Origin of the sequence: Pseudomonas sp. FJ2-5-13, assembly GCF_029201605.1 — a bacterium.
Classification (GTDB): domain Bacteria; phylum Pseudomonadota; class Gammaproteobacteria; order Pseudomonadales; family Pseudomonadaceae; genus Aquipseudomonas; species Aquipseudomonas lactis.
Map to the genome: position 1 here is coordinate 2,337,457 of NZ_CP104045.1, position 20,444 is coordinate 2,357,900.

The 20,444-nt window shown below is 62.5% G+C and carries 19 protein-coding genes; 13 read left to right on the top strand and 6 right to left on the bottom strand.

Annotated features, from left to right (window positions below):
- Positions 1-7 precede the first annotated feature (7 nt).
- From araD1 to araH, 6 genes are read left to right on the top strand one after another with little or no spacing between them, the layout of a single operon-like run.
- Positions 8-1,000 (top strand): AraD1 family protein, encoded by a 993-nt coding sequence (gene araD1, locus N2A98_RS10515; protein WP_275623375.1) that lies wholly within the window; start codon positions 8-10, stop codon positions 998-1,000.
- 10 nt (positions 1,001-1,010) lie between these two features.
- Positions 1,011-2,591, top strand: coding sequence for an aldehyde dehydrogenase (NADP(+)) (locus tag N2A98_RS10520; RefSeq protein WP_275623376.1), 1,581 nt, complete (start codon positions 1,011-1,013; stop codon positions 2,589-2,591).
- A gap of 16 nt (positions 2,592-2,607) precedes the next feature.
- On the top strand, positions 2,608-3,471 hold the full coding sequence (locus N2A98_RS10525) for an SMP-30/gluconolactonase/LRE family protein (protein WP_275623377.1): 864 nt from the start codon (positions 2,608-2,610) through the stop codon (positions 3,469-3,471).
- 39 nt (positions 3,472-3,510) lie between these two features.
- On the top strand, positions 3,511-4,497 hold the full coding sequence (locus tag N2A98_RS10530; protein ID WP_275623378.1) for a substrate-binding domain-containing protein: 987 nt from the start codon (positions 3,511-3,513) through the stop codon (positions 4,495-4,497).
- Positions 4,494-5,996: an L-arabinose ABC transporter ATP-binding protein AraG gene (gene araG, locus N2A98_RS10535; protein ID WP_275623379.1), complete on the top strand. Its 1,503-nt coding sequence runs from the start codon at positions 4,494-4,496 to the stop codon at positions 5,994-5,996. Before N2A98_RS10530 ends, araG begins: the two co-directional genes overlap by 4 nt.
- Before the next feature lie 9 nt (positions 5,997-6,005).
- A complete protein-coding gene (gene araH, locus N2A98_RS10540; protein ID WP_032892292.1) occupies positions 6,006-6,974 on the top strand; it encodes an L-arabinose ABC transporter permease AraH in 969 nt (322 codons plus the stop codon).
- Positions 6,975-7,089: 115 nt separating this feature from the next.
- Here the strand turns inward: araH and N2A98_RS10545 are convergent, their stop codons facing one another.
- Complete coding sequence (locus N2A98_RS10545) at positions 7,090-8,238, bottom strand: aldose epimerase family protein (protein WP_044272358.1); 1,149 nt, start codon at positions 8,236-8,238, stop codon at positions 7,090-7,092.
- A gap of 138 nt (positions 8,239-8,376) precedes the next feature.
- On the opposite strand from N2A98_RS10545, the gene N2A98_RS10550 reads away from it, so the two are divergent.
- Complete coding sequence (locus N2A98_RS10550) at positions 8,377-9,144, top strand: SDR family oxidoreductase (RefSeq protein WP_044272356.1); 768 nt, start codon at positions 8,377-8,379, stop codon at positions 9,142-9,144.
- 119 nt (positions 9,145-9,263) lie between these two features.
- Here the strand turns inward: N2A98_RS10550 and mug are convergent, their stop codons facing one another.
- Positions 9,264-9,818: a G/U mismatch-specific DNA glycosylase gene (mug, locus tag N2A98_RS10555; protein WP_275623380.1), complete on the bottom strand. Its 555-nt coding sequence runs from the start codon at positions 9,816-9,818 to the stop codon at positions 9,264-9,266.
- Positions 9,819-9,913: 95 nt separating this feature from the next.
- Between mug and yghU the strand changes: the two genes are divergently transcribed.
- Complete coding sequence (gene yghU / locus N2A98_RS10560; protein WP_125969860.1) at positions 9,914-10,741, top strand: glutathione-dependent disulfide-bond oxidoreductase; 828 nt, start codon at positions 9,914-9,916, stop codon at positions 10,739-10,741.
- Positions 10,742-10,860: 119 nt separating this feature from the next.
- On the opposite strand, the gene N2A98_RS10565 is transcribed toward yghU, so the two are convergent.
- Genes N2A98_RS10565 through N2A98_RS10575 form a run of 3 tightly spaced genes read right to left on the bottom strand, consistent with a single transcriptional unit; the run spans position 10,861 to position 13,602 of the window.
- Positions 10,861-11,787 (bottom strand): sugar ABC transporter substrate-binding protein, encoded by a 927-nt coding sequence (locus tag N2A98_RS10565; protein WP_044272350.1) that lies wholly within the window; start codon positions 11,785-11,787, stop codon positions 10,861-10,863.
- A gap of 19 nt (positions 11,788-11,806) precedes the next feature.
- On the bottom strand, positions 11,807-12,586 hold the full coding sequence (locus tag N2A98_RS10570) for a TIM barrel protein (protein ID WP_275623381.1): 780 nt from the start codon (positions 12,584-12,586) through the stop codon (positions 11,807-11,809).
- The gene (locus tag N2A98_RS10575; RefSeq protein WP_078802651.1) at positions 12,586-13,602 is read right to left on the bottom strand and encodes a Gfo/Idh/MocA family oxidoreductase; all 1,017 of its coding nucleotides are present in this window, start codon (positions 13,600-13,602) and stop codon (positions 12,586-12,588) included. Before N2A98_RS10575 ends, N2A98_RS10570 begins: the two co-directional genes overlap by 1 nt.
- 187 nt (positions 13,603-13,789) lie before the next feature.
- Between N2A98_RS10575 and N2A98_RS10580 the strand changes: the two genes are divergently transcribed.
- On the top strand, positions 13,790-15,751 hold the full coding sequence (locus tag N2A98_RS10580) for a sigma 54-interacting transcriptional regulator (RefSeq protein ID WP_275623382.1): 1,962 nt from the start codon (positions 13,790-13,792) through the stop codon (positions 15,749-15,751).
- A gap of 18 nt (positions 15,752-15,769) precedes the next feature.
- Here the strand turns inward: N2A98_RS10580 and N2A98_RS10585 are convergent, their stop codons facing one another.
- Positions 15,770-16,819 carry a LacI family DNA-binding transcriptional regulator gene (locus N2A98_RS10585; protein ID WP_275623383.1) on the bottom strand — a complete coding sequence of 350 codons (1,050 nt, stop codon included), beginning with the start codon at positions 16,817-16,819 and terminating at the stop codon, positions 15,770-15,772.
- A 161-nt stretch (positions 16,820-16,980) separates the two neighbouring features.
- Here N2A98_RS10585 and N2A98_RS10590 point away from each other — a divergent pair, with 161 nt between their 5' ends.
- Genes N2A98_RS10590 through N2A98_RS10605 form a run of 4 tightly spaced genes read left to right on the top strand, consistent with a single transcriptional unit; the run spans position 16,981 to position 20,415 of the window.
- Positions 16,981-18,075: a fatty acid desaturase family protein gene (locus N2A98_RS10590; RefSeq protein WP_078467651.1), complete on the top strand. Its 1,095-nt coding sequence runs from the start codon at positions 16,981-16,983 to the stop codon at positions 18,073-18,075.
- Positions 18,072-18,398, top strand: a complete 327-nt coding sequence (locus tag N2A98_RS10595) for a MocE family 2Fe-2S type ferredoxin (protein WP_044272333.1) — start codon at positions 18,072-18,074, stop codon at positions 18,396-18,398. Before N2A98_RS10590 ends, N2A98_RS10595 begins: the two co-directional genes overlap by 4 nt.
- Complete coding sequence (locus N2A98_RS10600) at positions 18,395-19,594, top strand: FAD-dependent oxidoreductase (protein WP_275623384.1); 1,200 nt, start codon at positions 18,395-18,397, stop codon at positions 19,592-19,594. The genes N2A98_RS10595 and N2A98_RS10600 overlap by 4 nt, the downstream gene beginning before the upstream one ends.
- A 2-nt stretch (positions 19,595-19,596) precedes the next feature.
- Positions 19,597-20,415: a sugar phosphate isomerase/epimerase gene (locus tag N2A98_RS10605; protein WP_275623385.1), complete on the top strand. Its 819-nt coding sequence runs from the start codon at positions 19,597-19,599 to the stop codon at positions 20,413-20,415.
- Positions 20,416-20,444 lie beyond the last annotated feature (29 nt).

A 20,444-nucleotide genomic window follows, 5' to 3' on the forward strand; every position in this document is an offset into this window, starting at 1 on the left:
AACCCGCATGCGTTTAGTTCAGTTCGAGTTGAGCAACGGTGAGCGCCGCGTCGGCGTGGTAGAAGGCAACCAGGTACGCGAAGTGCGCGGCGCCCACAGCGTGCGTGAACTGGCGCTGGCCGCTATCGAAGCCGGCGGCAAGTTGCAGCACCAGGTGGAGGCCTTTGGCCTGGGCGGCAGCCATGACTACGCCGCCTTATTGGCGGACCATAAAATTTTGCCCCCGCTGGACCACCCTGACCCGGCCCACATGCTGATCAGCGGCACCGGCCTTACCCACCTGGGCAGCGCCTCGGCCCGCGACAAGATGCACCAGCAGGCCGGCGACGACAGCGCGATGACCGACACCATGCGCATCTTCAAATGGGGCGTGGAGGGCGGCAAACCAGGCGCCGGCCAGGCCGGTGTGCAACCGGAGTGGTTCTACAAAGGCGATGGCAGCATCGTCGTGCGCCCGGGCCAGGCCTTCCCGGTGCCGCCGTTCGCCGAAGACGCCGGCGAAGAACCGGAAATCGGCGGCCTCTATGTGATCGGGCATGACCGTAAACCCTATCGCCTGGGTTTTGCGGTGGGCAACGAGTTCTCCGACCATGTGATGGAGCGCAAGAACTACCTGTACCTGGCCCATTCCAAGCTGCGCAGTTGCAGCTATGGCCCGGAGCTGCGCGTGGGCGAACTGCCCCAGCATCTGGCAGGCACCAGCCGCATCCTGCGCAACGGCGAAGTCATCTGGCAGAACGAATTCCTCAGCGGCGAGGCCAATATGTGCCACAGCCTGGAAAACCTCGAATACCACCACTTCAAATACAGCCAGTTCCTCAAGCCGGGCGATGTGCACGTTCACTTCTTCGGCACCGCCACCTTGTCATTCGCCGACGGTATACGTACCCAGCCGGGCGATGTGTTTGAGATCAGCCAGGCTGAATTCGGCGCGCCGTTGATCAACGGTATCGGCAGCAGCGATGCGGCATTTGAACCCGGCCAAGTCACCCCCCTTTAAGGAGATCAACATGACCCCGTTCCTCGGCCACAACTACATCGGCGGCCAGCGCAGCGCCAACGGCAGCATCAAGCTGCAAAGCATCGACGCCACCACCGGCGAAGCCTTGCCCCAGGATTTCTACCAGGCCACCGCCCAGGAAGTGGATGCCGCTGCCCAGGCCGCAGCCCAGGCTTACCCGGCCTATCGTGCCTTGAGCGCCGCACGGCGTGCGCAGTTCCTGGATGCAGTGGCCGATGAGCTGGATGCCTTGGGCGATGATTTCGTCGAACTGGTCTGCCGCGAAACCGCCTTGCCGGCCGCACGCATCAAAGGCGAGCGTGGGCGTACCAGCGGCCAGATGCGTCTGTTCGCCACCGTGCTACGCCGCGGTGACTTCTACGGCGCGCGTATCGACAAGGCCCTGCCAGAGCGCCAGCCGCTGCCGCGCCCAGACCTGCGCCAATACCGCATCGGCCTTGGCCCGGTGGCAGTGTTCGGCGCCAGCAACTTCCCCCTGGCATTTTCCACGGCTGGCGGCGACACCGCTGCCGCGCTGGCCGCCGGTTGCCCGGTGGTGTTCAAGGCCCACAGCGGGCACATGGCGACCGCCGAGCGCGTAGCCGATGCGATCATCCGCGCCGCCGAAGCCACCGAGATGCCGGCTGGCGTGTTCAATATGATCTTTGGCGGCGGCGTCGGTGAGGCGCTGGTCAAGCACCCGGCGATCCAGGCGGTGGGCTTTACCGGTTCGCTCAAAGGCGGCCGCGCCCTGTGCGACATGGCAGCGGCGCGCCCGCAACCGATCCCGGTGTTTGCCGAAATGTCGAGCATCAACCCGGTGATCGTGCTGCCCCAGGCGCTGCACGCCCGCGCCGACAGCATTGCCCGCGACCTGACCGCCTCGGTGGTACAAGGCTGCGGCCAGTTCTGCACCAACCCAGGCCTGGTGATCGGTATCGCCTCGCCTGGGTTCACCGCGTTCACTCAGCAGGTCGCGCAATTGATCGGCGAGCAACCGCCACAAACCATGCTTAATGCCGGCACCCTGGGCAGCTACGGCAAGGGCCTGGAAAAACTCCGGTCTCACCCGGGCATCCAGCACCTGGCGGGCAGCGCGCAATCGGGCAACCAGGCGCAACCGCAACTGTTCAGGGCGGATGTACGTCTGTTGATTGACGGTGACGAAGTGCTGCAAGAGGAAGTGTTCGGCCCCACCACGGTGTTCGTCGAAGTGGCCGACCAGGCGCAACTCAGCGCCGCCCTGCAAGGGCTGCACGGGCAGTTGACCGCCACGCTCATCGGCGAACCGGCCGACCTGCACCAGTTCGCCGAACTCACGCCCCTGCTGGAACAGAAAGTCGGGCGCATCCTGCTCAACGGTTACCCCACTGGCGTGGAAGTGTGCGACTCCATGGTTCACGGCGGGCCGTACCCGGCAACTTCCGATGCGCGTGGCACCTCGGTTGGCACCTTGGCCATCGACCGCTTCCTGCGCCCGGTGTGCTTCCAGAACTACCCTGATAGCCTGCTGCCCGACGCGTTGAAAAACGCCAACCCTTTGCGTATTCAGCGCCTGGTAAATGGCACGCCATCGCGTGAATCGCTGTAACTGATCAGGAGGCTTCATGTCGTTGAGCGCAGTCACCCCGCACCGTGCCCGGTTGGGCGAAGGGCCGTTCTGGGATGCACCGACCCAGGCCCTGTATTGGGTGGATATCGCCGCCCGCCAGGCACTGCGCCTGATGGGCGGGCAGTTGCAGGTGTGGCAATTGCCCGAGCACGTCTCGGCGTTCATCCCCTGTGAACGCGGCGATGCGCTGGTGACCTTGAGCAGCGGCGTGTATCGCCTGGACCTGGCCACCGAAGCCTTGACCCTGCTGTGCGTAGCCGACCCGCAAGCGGGCAACCGTGGCAATGAAGCACGCTGCGATGCCCAGGGCCGGCTGTGGTTGGGCACCATGCAGAACAACATTGGCGAGCAGGGCGAAGACCTGCCGATTACCCGGCGCTCCGGTGGCTTGTTTCGTGTCGATGCGGATGCAACGGTCACGCGGTTGCTCAACGGCCTGGGCATTCCCAACACGTTGCTTTGGAACGAGGAGGGCAGCCAGGTGCATTTCGGCGACAGCATGGACGGCACGCTCTATCAGCATTCGATCCAGGCTGACGGTCAACTCGGTGCCGCCCAGGCCTGGTTCGGGCCGCACACACGCGGCGGGCCGGATGGCTCGGCCATGGACGCCGACGGCTACATCTGGAATGCGCGCTGGGACGGCAGTTGCCTGCTGCGTCTGACGCCTTCAGGTGAGGTGGATCGCATAATCGAACTGCCGGTCAGCCGTCCCACCAGTTGCGTGTTCGGTGGGCCCGAGCTCACCACGCTGTACATCACCAGCGCGGCGAGTCCCTTGGATCACCCCCTTGATGGTGCGGTATTGGCCATTGAAGTCGATGTTCCTGGCAAGCCTTGCCATCGTTTCGCCGGTTAAACCCAAGACTTAAAAAAACAACAACAAGAGGTGTCGCTCATGAAAAAGGTTCTACGCGTTCTGGCTGCCGCTGTTGCGTTAAGCAGCCTCAGCAGCATCGTATCCGCTGAAGACGTGAAGATCGGCTTTCTGGTCAAGCAGGCCGAAGAGCCCTGGTTCCAGACGGAGTGGGCGTTTGCGGAAAAAGCCGCCCAGGACAAAGGCTTCAAACTCATCAAGATCGCGGTGCCCGACGGCGAGAAAACCCTCTCGGCCATCGACAGCCTGGCCGCCAACGGCGCCAAAGGCTTCGTGATCTGCCCGCCGGACGTGTCCCTGGGCCCTGCCATCGTTGCCAAGGCCAAGGTCAACGGTTTGAAAGTGATGGCCGTGGATGATCGCTTCGTCGATGCCAAGGGCAACTTCATGGAAGACGTGCCGTACCTGGGCATGGCCGCATTTGAGGTGGGCCAGAAGCAGGGCGCCGCCATGGCCGCTGAAGCGAAAAAGCGCGGTTGGGACTGGAAGGACACCTACGCGGTGATCAACACCTTCAACGAGCTCGACACCGGCAAGAAACGCACCGACGGCTCGATCAAATCCTTGGAGGAGGCGGGTATTCCCAAGGACCACATCCTCACCGCCCCCCTGAAAACCCTCGACGTGCCCGGGAGCATGGACGCCACCAACTCGGCCTTGGTCAAGCTGCCAAGCGGGGCGAAGAACCTGATCATCGGCGGCATGAACGACAATACCGTGCTCGGCGGCGTGCGCGCCACCGAAAGTGCCGGTTTCGCTGCAGCCAATGTGATCGGCATCGGCATCAATGGTACCGACGCCATCGGCGAATTGAAGAAAGCCAACAGCGGCTTCTTTGGTTCGATGCTGCCCAGCCCGCACATTGAAGGCTACAAAACCGCCGAGATGATGTACGAGTGGGTCACCCAGGGCACCGAGCCGCCGAAATACACCGCCATGGACGAAGTGACGCTGATCACCCGCGAAAACTTCCAAGCGGAACTGACCAAGATCGGGCTGTGGAAATGACCGCTGCGGCCCTGCGGTTTGACGGCATCGGCAAGACCTTTCCCGGGGTCAAGGCGCTGGATGGCATCTGCTTCACCGCCCACCCGGGCCAGGTGCATGCGCTGATGGGCGAGAACGGCGCCGGCAAATCGACCTTGCTGAAAATCCTCGGCGGCGCCTACATCCCATCCAGCGGCACCGTGCAAATCGGCGCGCAAACCATGGCGTTCAAATGCGCCGCCGACAGCATTGCCAGCGGTGTGGCAGTGATTCACCAGGAGCTGCACCTGGTGCCGGAAATGAGCGTGGCCGAGAACCTGTTCCTCGGGCATTTGCCCACGCGCTTTGGCGTGGTCAACCGGAGCCTGCTGCGCAAGCAGGCCCTGGCCTGCCTCAAGGGCCTGGCCGATGAAATCGACCCCGACGAGAAGCTCGGGCGCCTGTCCCTGGGCCAGCGCCAATTGGTGGAAATCGCCAAAGCGCTGTCTCGCGGCGCCAACGTGATCGCCTTTGATGAACCCACCAGCAGTTTATCGGCGCGGGAAATCGACCGCTTGATGGCGATCATCGCGCGCCTGCGCGACGAGGGCAAAGTGGTGCTTTACGTGTCGCACCGTATGGAAGAGGTGTTCCGTATTTGCGATGCGGTGACGGTGTTCAAGGACGGCCGCTACGTGCGCACGTTCGAGGACATGAGCACACTGACCCATGACCAGTTGGTGACCTGCATGGTCGGTCGCGATATTCAGGATATCTACGATTACCGACCGCGTGAGCAGGGCGAAGTGGCGCTCAAGGTGGACGGCTTGCTCGGTCCGGGCCTGCGTGAGCCGATCAGCTTCCAGGTGCGCAAGGGCGAGATCCTGGGCCTGTTCGGGCTGGTGGGCGCGGGGCGTACCGAGCTGTTTCGCTTGCTCAGTGGGTTAGAGCGCGCCAGCGCCGGCAGCCTGGAACTGTGCGGGCAAGCGCTGCAACTGCGCTCACCCCGCGACGCCATTGCCGCTGGCGTGCTGCTGTGTCCGGAGGACCGCAAGAAAGAGGGCATCATCCCGCTGGGCAGCGTCGCTGAAAACATCAACATCAGCGCCCGTGGCGCCCATTCCACCTTTGGCTGGCTGTTGCGCGAAGGCTGGGAGAAAGGTAACGCCGACCGACAGATCCAGGCGATGCGGGTCAAAACGCCGAACGCGGCGCAGAAGATCATGTACCTGTCCGGCGGCAATCAGCAGAAAGCCATCCTTGGCCGCTGGTTGTCGATGCCGATGAAGGTGTTGCTGCTCGACGAACCTACTCGCGGTATCGACATCGGCGCCAAGTCGGAGATCTACCAGATCATCCATAACCTGGCAGCCAGCGGCATTGCGGTGATTGTGGTGTCCAGCGACCTGATGGAGGTGATGGGCATCTCCGACCGCATCCTGGTGCTGTGCGAAGGCGCCTTGCGCGGCGAACAACTGCGAGAACAGGCGACTGAATCCAACCTGCTGCAACTGGCCTTGCCACGCGGCCTGGCGAACTGAGAGACGACCATGACTATTCAAAACAACGCGCTGCCCTCGGCACGCAAACCCCTCGATATACGCGCATTGCTCGATAACTGGGCGATGCTCTTGGCAGCGGTGGGCATCTTCGTACTGTGCGCGCTGCTGATCGATAACTTCCTCTCGCCACTGAACATGCGCGGTCTGGGCCTGGCAATTTCGACTGTCGGTATTGCCGCGTGCACCATGCTGTTTTGCCTGGCCTCGGGGCACTTCGACCTGTCGGTAGGCTCGGTGATCGCCTGCGCCGGGGTGGTTGCGGCGATTGTGATGCGCGATACCGACAGCGTGATGCTGGGCATTGGCGCAGCGCTGCTGATGGGCCTGATGGTGGGGCTGATCAACGGCATCGTGATCGCCAAGCTGCGGGTCAACGCCCTGATCACCACGCTGGCGACCATGCAGATCGTGCGCGGCCTGGCTTATATCTTTGCCGACGGCAAAGCGGTGGGTGTGTCCCAGGAGCAATTCTTTGTGTTCGGCAACGGCCAATTGTTTGGTGTGCCGGTGCCGATCTTGATCACCATTGTCTGCTTCCTGTTCTTCGGCTGGCTGCTCAACTACACCACCTACGGGCGCAACACCATGGCCATCGGCGGTAACCCGGAGGCGGCGCTGTTGGCGGGGGTGAACGTTGACCGCACCAAGATCCTGATCTTTGCCGTGCACGGCCTGATTGGCGCGCTGGCGGGTGTAATCCTGGCTTCACGCATGACCTCCGGCCAGCCGATGATCGGCCAGGGCTTCGAGCTCACGGTGATCTCGGCCTGCGTGCTGGGTGGGGTGTCGCTGAGCGGTGGTATCGGCATGATCCGGCATGTGATTGCCGGGGTGTTGATTCTGGCGATCATCGAGAATGCGATGAACCTCAAGAACATCGATACCTTCTACCAGTATGTGATCCGCGGCTCGATCCTGCTGTTGGCCGTGGTCATCGACCGCATGAAACAACGCTGAACCCAGGCGCAGTGAGAAACCAATGTGGGAGCTGGCTTGCCTGCGATAGCGGTGGCACAGGCTACACAAGTGTTGCCTGAACCACCGCTATCGCAGGCAAGCCAGCTCCCACAATTTAATCGGCGGTGAATTTGAAGAGGGTGCTCTGGGTGTAAGTCTGCCCAGGATTCAAGCGGGTTGAGGCAAAGCCTGGTTGGTTAGGCGCATCGGGAAAGTGCTGGGTCTCCAACGTAAACCCACTCCAATGCTGATAGGTTTTGCCGCCTTTGCCCTTCACCGAACCGTCCAGGAAGTTGCTGGTATAGAACTGTACGCCAGGCTCTGTGGTGTAGAGCTGCAAACGCCGCCCCGACTCAGGGTCATGCACTTCGGCGGCCAGCTGTTTCACATTCCCTTTGGTATCCAGCGCCCAGTTGAAGTCGAAGCCACCCTGTTTCGGCTCGGCGAATTTGAGCTGCGGATGGTCGTCTTTGATGTGCTGGCCGATAGGTGTGGGCTTCAGGAAGTCCATCGGCGTGCCCTTGACCGGCGCCAATTCACCGGTGGGAATCAAGGTGGCATTCACTGGTGTGTAGTGGCTGGCGTGCAAGGTGGCGACCTGCTTGAGAATGTCGCCGTTGCCCGCGCCGGCCAGGTTGAAATAGCTGTGGTTGGTGAGGTTGAGCACCGTCGGTTTGTCGGTGGTGGCGGTGTAGTCGATGTGCAGTTCGTTGTTGTCGTTGAGGCGGTAGGTGACCTCGGTTTTCAAGTTGCCCGGAAAGCCCATTTCCCCGTCCTTGGACAGGTAGGTGAGGGTGACGCCCACCGAATCCTTGTCCTTGACCGATTTGGCTTGCCACACCTGCTTGTCGAAGCCCTGGGCGCCGCCATGCAATGAGTTGGGGCCGTCGTTGAGCGGTACCTGGTAGCGTTTGCCGTCGAGTTCGAAGGCGCCGCCGGCCAGGCGGTTGCCGAAGCGGCCGATGGTGGCGCCGAAAAACGCGGTACCGCCTTGATAACCTTGCACGTCGTCGAAGCCCAGCACCACGTCGTCGAGCTTGCCGTGTTTGTCCGGCACTTTTAGCGACTGCAGCACGCCGCCGTAGGTGATCACCGTGGCTTGCATGCCATGGCTGTTGCGCAACACGTACTGTTCGACGGCGGTGCCATCGTTGGTTTTACCGAAGGGTTTGTGTTCGCTGCTAAGGCCAGCGGCGTGCGCGCCGCCGCTGGCGATCAGCATGGACAGCGCGAGGCCGGACAGCAGGTATCGAGGGTGCTTCATGGTCGAACTTCCTTTTGTTGTTTTGCTGGAATAGTTCTACTAATTTGAGATATTTTGTCGATATGACAGCAGATTTATAGCCTTTAACGCCGTTCTTGCAAAATAAAATAAGACTAATTAAGCGGAGCACTGATTGTTATGACTACCCAGCAAGCGATTTATCCCGACCTCAAGGACAAAACCGTGCTGGTTTCCGGCGGGGCTTCGGGGATTGGCGAGTTCATGGTGCGGGCCTTCGCCGCACAGGGCGCCAAGGTGGCGTTTGTGGACCGTGCACAGAGCCAGGGTGAACGCTTGGCGGCGCTGCTGAACTCCAAAGGGCAGCGTGTCGAGTTCGAGTGCTGCGATATCACCGACGAGATCGGTTACCGCGCCGCGATCGGGCGCTTCGAGCATTCCCTGGGGCCGATCACGGTACTGGTCAACAATGCAGCGAACGATGTGCGCCACAGCCTGGAAGAAATCGACTCGCACATGTTCGACCAGCTGATTGCGGTCAACCTCAAGCACGCCTTCTTTGCCGCCAAAGCGGTGGTGCCCATGATGAAACAGGCCGGTGGCGGCTCGATCATCAACCTGGGCTCGGTGGGCTGGATGATGGCCTCGGCCGGCTACCCCGTATACGCCGCCAGCAAGGCCGCCGCCCACGGCATGACCCGAGCCCTGGCGCGGGAACTGGGGCCCAACCATATCCGCGTCAACACCTTGGTGCCGGGTTGGGTGATGACCGAAAAACAACTGGCCATGTGGGTCGACGACGCCGCCAAGGACCTCATCGCCCGCAGCCAGTGCCTGCCCGGCAGCGTGATGCCGGAACACATCGCCAACATGGCGCTGTTTTTGGCCTCGGATGCCTCGGCGATGTGCTCGGCGCAGAACTTTATCGTTGACGGCGGCTGGGTATAAACGCGATTTTCAGAATGATGCACATCGGGTGTGGGAGCGGGCTTGCTCGCGAAGGCGGTGTGCCAGTGAACTTATTAGGTTCTGACACACCGCCTTCGCGAGCAAGCCCGCTCCCACATTCAAATTGTGGTGCTTACTCGATGGGGTAACGCTTGAGGTTGGGGCGCTTGCACAACGGCCTCGCGTAGCCGCCGATACGCCTCCACCAGTTGCTCAAGGCTGAACGCCAGGTTGCGCCCGCTGGGGTTGGGCAGCACCCAGACCGAGGCGTCGCCCAGTGGCTGCGCTTGCAAACCCCAGGCGACCTCGCGCTGGCCGCTCAGCGCGCTATAGCCGGGCTTGCCGAGGAACGCGACGAAGCGCGGGGCATGGCGGCGGATCTTGTGTTCGAACGCCGCCGCCGCGTCCTGGAATTCATGCCGCGCCAACTCGCCTGCACTGGCCGTGGGGCGCTCCACCAAGGTGGTTAATCCGCAACCGTAGTGCAGCAAGGTGGCGCCGTCTTGCGAGCGAATCTCATGGGGCGTGAAACCGGCCAGATGCACGGTGCGCCAGAAGCGGTTGCTACGATTGGCAAAATGCAGGCCGAGGGCTGCCGAGCCCTTGCCAGGGTTGATGCCGCAGAACAGTACGTGCAAGTGGTCGGCGAGGAGGTCGTCGAGTCGCTCGTTCATGCCGGATCTTCCATGCTGATAGGTGTGACGAGTCATCAACCTTTGGTTTAGTCTGGAACGCTTAGTGGATCACAAGCGCCTCTGGAGCATTGATTATGACCGAGTACGTACCTGCCAAAGTCTGGACCTGGGACGCCGAAAGCGGCGGCACCTTCGCCAGCATCAACCGGCCCATCGCCGGCGCCACCCACGAAAAGCCGCTGCCGGTGGGCAAGCACCCGCTGCAGTTATACTCTCTGGCCACGCCCAATGGGCAGAAGGTCACGATCCTGCTGGAAGAGCTGCTGGCTCTGGGGCACAGCGGCGCCGAATACGATGCCTGGCTGATCAAGATCGGCGACGGCGACCAGTTCGGCAGTGGCTTTGTGGCGGTGAACCCGAACTCGAAGATTCCTGCGCTGATGGACCACAGCGGCGCCACGCCGATTCGCGTGTTCGAATCAGGCGCGATTTTGCAGTACCTGGCCGAGAAGTTCGGTGCGTTCCTGCCCACGGAGCCCGCCGCACGGGCTGAATGCCTGTCGTGGCTGTTCTGGCAGATGGGCAGCGCGCCTTACCTGGGGGGCGGCTTCGGGCATTTCTATGCCTATGCGCCGAGCAAGATGGAATACCCGATCAACCGCTTTGCCATGGAGACCAAGCGCCAACTGGATGTGCTGGATAAGCGCCTGGCGGTCAGCCAATACATTGCCGGGGATGACTACACCATTGCCGATATCGCGATATGGCCTTGGTACGGTGGGTTGGTCAAAGGCCGTTTGTATGGCGCGGCGGAGTTTTTGTCGGTGCATGAATACAAGCATGTGCAGCGCTGGGCGGATGCGATTGACGCACGGCCGGCGGTGCAGCGTGGACGGCGGGTGAACCGGGTGTCGGGGGATGATCAACTGCCCGAGCGCCATGATGCACGTGACCTGGATTGATACGATAACCAGGTAGGAGCGAGCTTGCTCGCGAAAAACGTCAACGATAACGCGTGCTTCCTTAATGAGCGCGGCGTCTGGGCGTTCTTCGCGAGCAAGCTCGCTCCTACAAAGCTGCGTTATTTGTAGCGCTGCTCAAACACCCCCACCTGCTCAGGCGTGATCAGCTCAAATGGCACCCACACCTGTGCGTCAACTTGCTCGCCCTTGATCATGCGCACCGCCGCTTGCACGGCCTGGGCAGCCTGGGCCTTGGGGTCTTGGAACACTGAGCCCGCCAACAACCCGCGCTTGATCGCCGCCAGTCCATCGGGCAAGCCGTCGATGCCGACAATCGCAATCTCGCCCTTGGCCTTGCCTGCTTGTTGCAAGGCCATGGCCGCGCCAATCGCCATTTCATCGTTGTTGGCGACAATGGCATTGAACGGTGTCCCGGCCAGCAACCAGTTGCTGGTCAGGTCCATCCCCTTGCTGCGCTGCCATTCGGCGCTTTGCTGCTCGACGATCTTGATTCCCGGAAAGTCCTTGAGCACCTGTTTGACCCCCTCGGTACGGGCATGGGTGGCGTTCTGCGCAAGGTCGCCCATGATGATCGCCACGTTGCCCTTACCACCCAGTTTTTGGGCAAGGTAACGCATCTGCAATTGCCCCGCTTCGATGTCGTTGGAGGCCACCGTGACCACGCCCTCAGGCAGCGTACGCTCATCCGGGTGGCGGTTGACGTACACCAGCGGCGTCTTCGCCGCCACGGCTGCGCGGGTGATGTTGGCGGTGGCGGCGGTGTCGACCGGCAGCACGATCACCGCATCGACCTTCTGGTTGAGAAAGCCTTCGACCTGATTGAGCTGGCGCACCACATCGCCCTGGGCGTCTTCGAATTGGATCTGCACGTCCTGGTGTTTGGCTGCCGCTTCCAGGCCGGTGCGCACGTAGGTCATGAAGTTATCGTCCACCCGGGCAATGCTCACGCCGATGCGATAGGCGGCGAAGGACCACTGGCTGAACATCAATAACAGCGCGGCCATTAGTAATGAATAACGGTGCATGAGGCTGTTCCTTTTATTGTTATAGGGTGAATGCCTGGCGGAAACGCTCCAGGGCCGTCTCGCTGTCGCCGCTGGCCCAGCCCTCCAGGCCGACCACACCGGTGTAACCCATGGCGTGCAAGGCCCGGGCAATGGCCGGGTAGTGGATTTCGCCCGTGCCGGGCTCCTTGCGTCCAGGCACATCAGCGACCTGGATTTCGCCGATGGCGCTGCCAGCGCGCTGGATCAATTCGATCAGGTTACCTTCGCCAATCTGCGCGTGGTACAGGTCCAGGTTCATCTTCAGATGCGGGCTGCCGACGGCTTCGATCAGGGCCAGGGTGTCGTCGGCACGCGCAAACGGTGTGCCGGGGTGGTCGACGGCGGTGTTGAGGTTTTCCAGCAGAAACACGCGGCCGGCGTCTTCCCCCAGGCGCGCGATTTTCTCCAGGCTTTTGCATGCGCTCAGCCACATGCGCCCGGTGGTGTGGCTGACGGGCTGCACGGGCAGGCCGCCTTCACCCAGGCCCGTGCCATGCAGGTTGAGGCTGGGGCAGTTGAGGCGCTCGGCAATGCCCAGGGACTCACGGGCGCTGTCGAGCAATTGGCGGATGCCGTCGGGGTCGGTGAGGGTGCCGGTGAGGTAGCCGGTCATCGAGGTGAAGTCCGCACCGGTCGCCGCCAAGGCCTGAATGTCCTTATCGGCCCAACCCCAGATTTCGGCGCTGAAACCCAGGGCATGAATACGTTTGACCCGTTCGATGAAGGGCAGGTCGAGGAACACCATTTCGGCGCTGACGGCCAATTTGAACGGCATCATCAGCGGGCTCCTTGAACGGCCACGGCCTTGCCGGTTTGGTACGACTCAATGCAGGCACGGGCAATTGCCAGGGCTGCACGCGCATCTTCACCGCTGGCCAGGGGCTTGGCGCCGCTGCGCAGGCAGTCGACAAAGTGGTTGAGCTCAGCGATGTAGGCGTCGCGCAGCAGGTCGGTGTCCATCCGCTGCGTGTCTGCCTGGATGCCCTCGGCCAGGTAGCGCACCAGGTCGCAGTCGTTAAGGCTGCCCATGCTCAGCATGCCCTTGCTGCCGAACACTTCGCCGCGCACATCGTAGCCATACACGGCCTGGAAGCTGGCTTCGGCGGTGGCAATGGCGCCGTTGTCAAAGCGCAGGGTGACCACGGCGGTGTCGAGCAAGCCTTGGCTTTTGAATTGCGGGGCAATCAGTGCGTCCGCCATCACCTGCACCTGTACCACTTCGGCTCCGGGGTTGAGGTAGCGCAGGGTGTCGAAGTCGTGGATCAGGGTTTCGAGGAAGATCACCCATTGCGGTGAGTTGGCCGGGTTGTTCAGCGCCGGGTCGCGGGTCAGCGAGCGCAGCAGTTGCGGCGTGCCAATACGTCCGGCGACGACGTCGAGGTGCGCCGTGCGAAAGCTTCTGGCGAAGCGCCGATTGAAGCCGACCTGCAGGGGCACCCGTGCATCGGCAGCGGCGGCAATGGCGCGGTCGGCTTCATCCAGGGTAATCGCCATGGGTTTTTCGCAGAAGATGCCCTTGCCGGCACGTGCGGCCTTGATCACCAGCTCGGCATGGCTACGGGCAGGGGCGGCGATGAGTACGCCGTCGATGTCCGGGTCGTCCAGCAACTGTTGCGGGTCGGTGTAGGCCTTGTCCACCCCCAGTTCTGCTGCCAGGCGAGCGGCCTGGCCTGGGACGGGATCGGCGATGGCGGCGAGGCAGGCACCGGGGATATGGCGTGCAGCGGTAAGGCCATGGAAGCTGCCCATGCGGCCGGCACCGATCAAGCCCAGGCGGATGTTCTGTGTACTCATGAAACGACCCCTTTTGTTGTTATGGGCCCCCAGGACCGTCCTGGGTGACACAGGGGCAAGAGCAAGGCCTGTGCCAGTTTATAAGTAGCTGATTTATAAAGGCTTATTATTTTAATCAAACAAAAAGTGTTCATTTTTATGACATGTCTATACTGACATGTCGAAAATATGAACATGGATAACCGCAATGACCCAGGCGTTCAGTGTGCAAGACCTCGAATACCTCACGAACCTGGGGCCTGCCGCGCTGAATGACGGGCCCATTGCCGCCTTGGAACAGGCGTGGCGAGAGTGCCTGGCTGGCCAAGTCGTGCGTCCCGACGGGGTACGCCAAGTCATCTGGGATTCCTGGCAACGCAGCGTCAAGGCAGGTATCGAGCCCGGTCACAACGACTACCGCTTTGTTGCGCCTCATGCGCTGGCGGCGACCCTGGCCCACCATCGCGCCCTGATCGCCGCCGCCGCGCAGGTCATGCATGGATTACTGGCTTACAACCCGCGCGGGCATATCAACCTCACCGATGCCGAGGGCACGACTCTGTATTTTTGCGGGCTGGACATCACCCCGGTGGGCAGTCGCTTGCTCGAATCGGTGCAAGGCACCAACTGCACCGGCCTGGCCCTGGCCGAAGATCGCCTGGTGTATGTGCTGGCGGAAGAAAATTTCGCCAGCGGCCTGCGCCAGCGCCACATGCACTGCGCCGCCGCGCCGATCAAGGATGCCCAAGGCCAGACCCTGGCCATGCTCACCCTGACCGCCGAGCCCGGCTGGTTTCATTTCCATACCCTGGGCACCGTTCAAGCGGCGGCCGAAGCGGTGTCGCGGCAGATGGCGCTGCAGCTGTTGCTGGAAGAACAACAGGCCGTACTCGAAGTGCTCAACGAAGGCTTGGTGGTGCTCGATGAGCGTGGCTGCATCAAGGCACTCAACCGTTATGCGCGGCAATTGTTCGGGGTAGGGCGCGAGTTGATCGGCAGTCCTTTCCAGCGCCTGGGCCGCAGTGAGCTGAGCGACGCGCTAGGTGAGCCGGTGCGCGACCGCGATTGCACCTTCCACTTGCACGACGGCAGCCAACTCGCCTGCCTGGTTTCGGTATGCCCACTGGAGCAGGGTGGAGTGATTGTGTCGGTGCGCGAAAACCGCCGTATCCGCGAGATTACCCGGCGCATTATCGGCACCCAGGCGCGCTATACCTTCGAGACCATCCTGGGCACCTCTCGGGCCATACAAGATGCACTGCACCTGGGGCGCATTGCCAGTCGCAGCGAGTCCACCACCTTGATCCTCGGCGAAAGCGGCACCGGCAAGGAGCTGTTTGCCCAGGCCATTCACAACGGCAGCGAGCGTTGCAACGGCCCGTTTGTGGCAGTCAACTGCGGCGCGATCCCACGGGACCTGGTGCAGAGCGAACTGTTCGGCCACGTCGAAGGTGCGTTCACCGGCTCGGCGCGGGGTGGGGCGGCAGGCAAGTTCGAACTGGCGGATGGCGGCACCATCTTCCTGGATGAAATCGGCGACATGTCCTTCGATGCCCAGGTCAGTCTGCTACGGGTTTTGCAGGAGGGTGAAATCACCCGCGTCGGGGCCAAGCAATCGCGGCAAGTCGACGTGCGCATCATCGCGGCCACCCATCGCAACCTGAGCCAGGCGGTGGCCGAGGGCGCGTTTCGTGAAGACCTTTACTACCGACTCAACGTGCTGAACCTGAGCGTGCCGCCACTGCGCATGCGCCGTGACGATATCCCATTGCTGGCGCGGCACTTCCTGCAGCGCTGTGCCCGCTCGCTACGTAAAACGGTGCAAGGTTTCGCGCCGGATGCGTTGGCGTTGCTGTCAGCCCATGGTTGGCCGGGCAACGTGCGGGAACTGGAAAACGTCATTGAGCGGGCGACCAACCTGGCGATGGGCGAGCTGATTCAATCGGCTGACTTGCCGTTGGAAACCCAGCAACGCACCACGTTGCGCGCCTACCAGCCCCAGCCCGCGCAGGATTTGAGCAGCCATGAAATGCACGCCATCGTTGCCGCGCTCACCAGCACCCACGGCAACATTCGCCTGGCCGCACAGCAACTGGATGTGTCGCGGGGCGGGCTGTACAACAAAATGAGTCGGTTTGGCTTGAGCGCCGCCGATTTCCGTGAGCGCTGAAACCTCAATCCAACCCGATCAGTTGCACAGGTTTTCCGGGGTCACTATCTGCGGCGGTATATGCACGCGGTGCCTCAAGGGGTCAAACCCCTCATCACTCTGCAAGCGCACCAGCAACTCCACCAGCGCCACGGCCGTTTGCCGTGGCTGCGAGTCCATCACCACATCAATCAAGGCGTTGCTCAATGCCTGACGCGACAACGGCGTGGACTCTTGCAGGATGCAGCACAGCGCCGGGCGCTTGGGCAGTTGGGCCAAGGCGTTGATCACACCGTCGCCACCACCGCCGACCACGCATAACCCACGCAAATCGGTATGGCGGCTGAGCAGGTCGAGGGTGGCTTCTTCGGTGATGTCGCAGTTGTCCAGGTTGATCAGCGGCTCCAACGGCTTGAGCCCCGGCGCGTGTTCGGCCAGGTAGCTGTGCAAGCCCTCGACCCGTGCCTGATGGCCGAGAAAACGGTGGCCACCCAACAGGATGCCCACGCTGCCTTTGCGTGCGCCGCAAGTGCGCGCCAGCAGCCAGCCCATGGTGCGCCCGACCACGTGGTTGTCCTGGCCCACATAGGGTTCGGCGGCGTGTTCATGGATGTCCGAGAGCAGGGCAACCACCGGCACGCCCGCTGTGCGGATCTGCGCCAGGCAGGCGTTGATCAATGGGTGGGCGAAGCTGACCACCGCGAGGGCGTCGCACTGCACGGCCAGTTGTTCGATTTGCGCGACGATGGCGCCGGGCGTGCGGTCGTTGATGTAGTCGAACTGGCAGCTCAGGTTGGCGGTGGCGTGATGCTGCGCGGCCTCGCTGATGCAGTGTGCCAACTGCGCATAGAACGCTTGGGCGGTCCCCAGCAACAGCACGCCGAAACGGTAGGTGGGCCGGCGCTCGCGAATGCGTTGGCCGATCAGCCGTGCGGCGAAATAGCCCACCGCTTCGGCGGCCTGGAACACCTGTTCGGCGGTGCCGGGGTTGACCGGCGCGCGGGCGTTCAACACGCGGTCGACGGTGGCTACGCTGAGCCCCGCCTGGGCGGCAACGGTGGCGATGGTTGGGCGTTTGTTGTTGTGCATGGTAGGCCCCTTGAGCGTCTTGATAGAAAACTATCAAGCTCCGCTGGGCCTGGATGATAGCTTGATAGGGAATGGATTCAAGGCCTTGAGGGTGATTTAGCCGCGCTCTATGGTTGGTTTCGCAAAGCCCCTGAAACCCACGCTTGCGGAGAACAATAACAATGCCTGAACACACCGCTCACCGCGCTCGGCGCGACTACAGCCTCACCGGCCCCGAAGCGGCCCGCGCCGCCGACAAGGGCCTGGTCTCGGCCCGTTGGTACCAGTCGCCCATCCCGCGCAATCGCATGAAAGCCCTGATGCAACGCCGCGACGCTCCGGCGTTGCTCGACACCGCCCTGTGGTTCTCGGCGTTGTTGGCCACTGGTGTCGGCGGCTACTGGTTCTGGGGCAGTTGGGCCTGCGTGCCGTTCTTCATCGCCTACGGTGTGCTTTATGGCACGGCCTCCAACCCGCGCTGGCACGAAACCGGCCACGGCACGGCGTTCAAGACCCGCTGGATGAACGATGCGCTGTACCAGGTGGCGAGCTTCATGTGCCTCTTCGAACCCCACGTGTGGCGCTGGAGCCACGCCCGTCATCACACCGACACCATCGTCGTCGGCCGTGACCCGGAGATCGTCGAACCGCGCCCGCCCAGCTTATGGATGATGGCCCTCAGCCTGTTCAACCTGCCCCTGGCCTGGAAGACCTTCAGCGGCGTGGCCCGCCACGCGCTCGGGCGAATGAGTGCCCAGGAGCAGGACTTCATCCCCGAATCCGAGTGGCCCAAGGTGTACCGAGATGCGCGTATCTGGGTCGGTCTTTATGCGGTGATCATTGGCACTGCGCTGTACCTGCACAGCTGGTTGCCGCTGATGCTGGTGGGCCTGCCCAGCCTCTATGGCGCGTGGCTCGGCTACCTGTTTGGCCTCAGCCAGCACGTGGGCCTGGCCGAAGATGTGCTCGACCACCGCAGCAATTGCCGCACCATCTACATGAACCGCGTGCTGCGCTTTATCTACATGAACATGAACTACCACCTCGAACACCACATGTACCCGATGGTGCCTTACCACGCGCTCAGCCAGCTGCACGAAGAGATCCGCAGCGACTGCCCACCGCCGTATGCCAACCTGTGGCAGGCCTACCAGGAAATCATTCCGACGATCTGGCGCCAGCGCAGCGACCCCAGCTACTTCGTCCAGCGCCCCACCCGTGGCGAGCAAGCTCGTTCGCCACAGAGTAAGAGCCAGTCATTGGAGATAAATGCATGAACGATCAATGGATCGACGTCTGCGCCGTGGGCGAAATAGAAGCAGAAGACGTGCTGCGCTTCGACCACGGCGCGCAGACCTACGCGGTGTTCCGCTCTGCCGAGGATGAATTCTTCGCCACTGCCGGCCTGTGCACCCACGAGAAAATCCACCTGGCCGACGGCCTGGTGATGGACCATGTGATCGAATGCCCCAAGCACAACGGGCGCTTTGATTACCGCTCTGGCAAGGCCCTGGGCGCGCCGGTGTGTGTCAACCTCAAGACCTACCCGGTGCGGGTGGATGCGGGGCGGGTGCTGCTCGCCGTCACGGCCGAAGGATGAACGCCCCCCTGATCATCGTCGGCGCCGGCCATGCGGGTGGCCGTGCGGCACTGACTTTGCGTGAAGAAGGCTATAGCGGGCGCCTGATCCTGATTGGCGATGAAGCGCATCTGCCCTACGAACGTCCACCGTTGTCCAAGGGTTTGCTGCAAGGCTCGACCGACCTGGCGCAATGCAGCCTGTGCGACAGCCGGCAGTTGGCGGCGCTCGAGGTCGAGCATATCGCCGCCAACCCGGTCAGCCGCCTGGAGCCACAGCACCACCGGCTGCAACTGGCCGACGGCCAGTGGTTGAGCTATGCCGGCCTGCTGCTGGCCACCGGAGGCCGGGCGCGGCGTTTGCCCCAAGAGCAGGCGAATGTCTTTTACCTGCGCACCCACGATGAAGCCTTGGCCCTGCGCGATAGGTTGCGCCCTGGCGCTAGGTTGGTAGTGGTTGGCGGTGGTTTTATCGGCTTGGAGGTGGCGGCGACCGCGCGGGGCCTGGGCTGCGAGGTGACGTTGCTGGAAGCCGGGCCACGGCTGGCGAGGCGGGTGTTGCCTCCGGTGATCAGTGACGCGTTGCTGGCATTGCACCGTGAGCAAGGCGTGGACGTGCGTGTGAACGTCGCCCTGGAGTGTGTCCACGCCGACGCCGTGCAACTGGTCGACGGGCAGCGGCTGCCCTGCGATCTGGTGGTGGTCGGCATTGGTATGCAGCCCAACATCGAGTTGGCCACGGCGGCAGGTTTGGACGTCGGGCAGGGCATTCGCGTCGATGAGTACCTACGCACCAGTGCGACAGATATCTACGCGGCGGGGGATGTGTGCGAGTTTCGCCTGGCGGGCCTTTATCAGCGCCAGGAAACCTGGCGCAACGCCGAAGCCCAGGGCCGTCTCGCGGCGTTGAACCTGCTGGGGCGCAAGCTGGCGTTCGAGACGATCCCGGGTTTCTGGTCCGATCAATACGCGTGGGGCTTGCACACCGTCGGGGTGATGACTGCGCTGATGGTTCGTCGGCAATTGCCCGAAGGCAGCCTGCTGCTGTTCTACCTTGACGACCATCACCGTTTGCAAGGCGCCTGCGGTTGGGCCATGGGTAACCGCGCAGCCAAGGACATCAAGCTGTGCGAGCGCTTGATCACCGCCCATATCCCGCTCAACCCGGCCAGCCTGGCCGACCCTGACGTCTCCCTGAAGCCATTACTGCGAGGCTGACCATGCGCCAGTTCTTAGTATTCCAATCGATGTGGGCCATGCAAACCGAGCCCGGCAGCCTGGAAGCACAATTGGACCGCATCGCCGCCGCCGGTTATGACGGCATCACCGACCATTACTGGGCACCTGCATCGGTGCAGCGCCTGCACGCGGCGGCCACGGCCAGGGGCTTGCAGATTGAAGGGCAGCTGTTCCCGCAATCGGTGGATGATCTGGCCAGGGCATTGGAGGTGATCAGCCGCTACGGTTGTCACCATCTCACCTTGCAAGCCGACGTGCGCCCGCGTACCCAGGCCGAGGCGGCCAGGCTGATCGACGGCTGGCAACGCCTGGCCGAACAGGTGGACTTCCAGATTTTGCTGGAAACCCACCGCTATCGGCTCACCAACGACCTGTTGTTCACCCTCGACCTGCTGGCACAGATGCCCGATCTGAAACTGCTCGCTGACCTGTCCCACTACGTCGTCGGGCGCGAATTGCCCGAGTCTGGCAGCGAGGTGGACGATGAGCAGATCCAAAAGATCCTGCGTCACAGCTGGGGCTTTCATGGCCGCATCGCCAGCAGCGAACAGGTACAGGTGGGCCTGGATTTTCCCCAGCATCAGCCCTGGGTCGAGCGCTTTACCGGTTGGTGGCGCTACGGGATCGAAGACTGGCTGGCCCGCGCCGAGACACCCCAGAGCCTGTCCTTCACCTGCGAACTGGGCCCGCCACCTTATGCGATCACTGGCGCGGATGGTCGCGAGCTCACCGATCGCTGGGCCGAGGCTTTGAAGCTCAAAGCGCTGATTCGCCAGGTGTGGGCCAGTTGTCAGGGATGATCTGCTAACCTGCCGGGGTTCAAACCGAC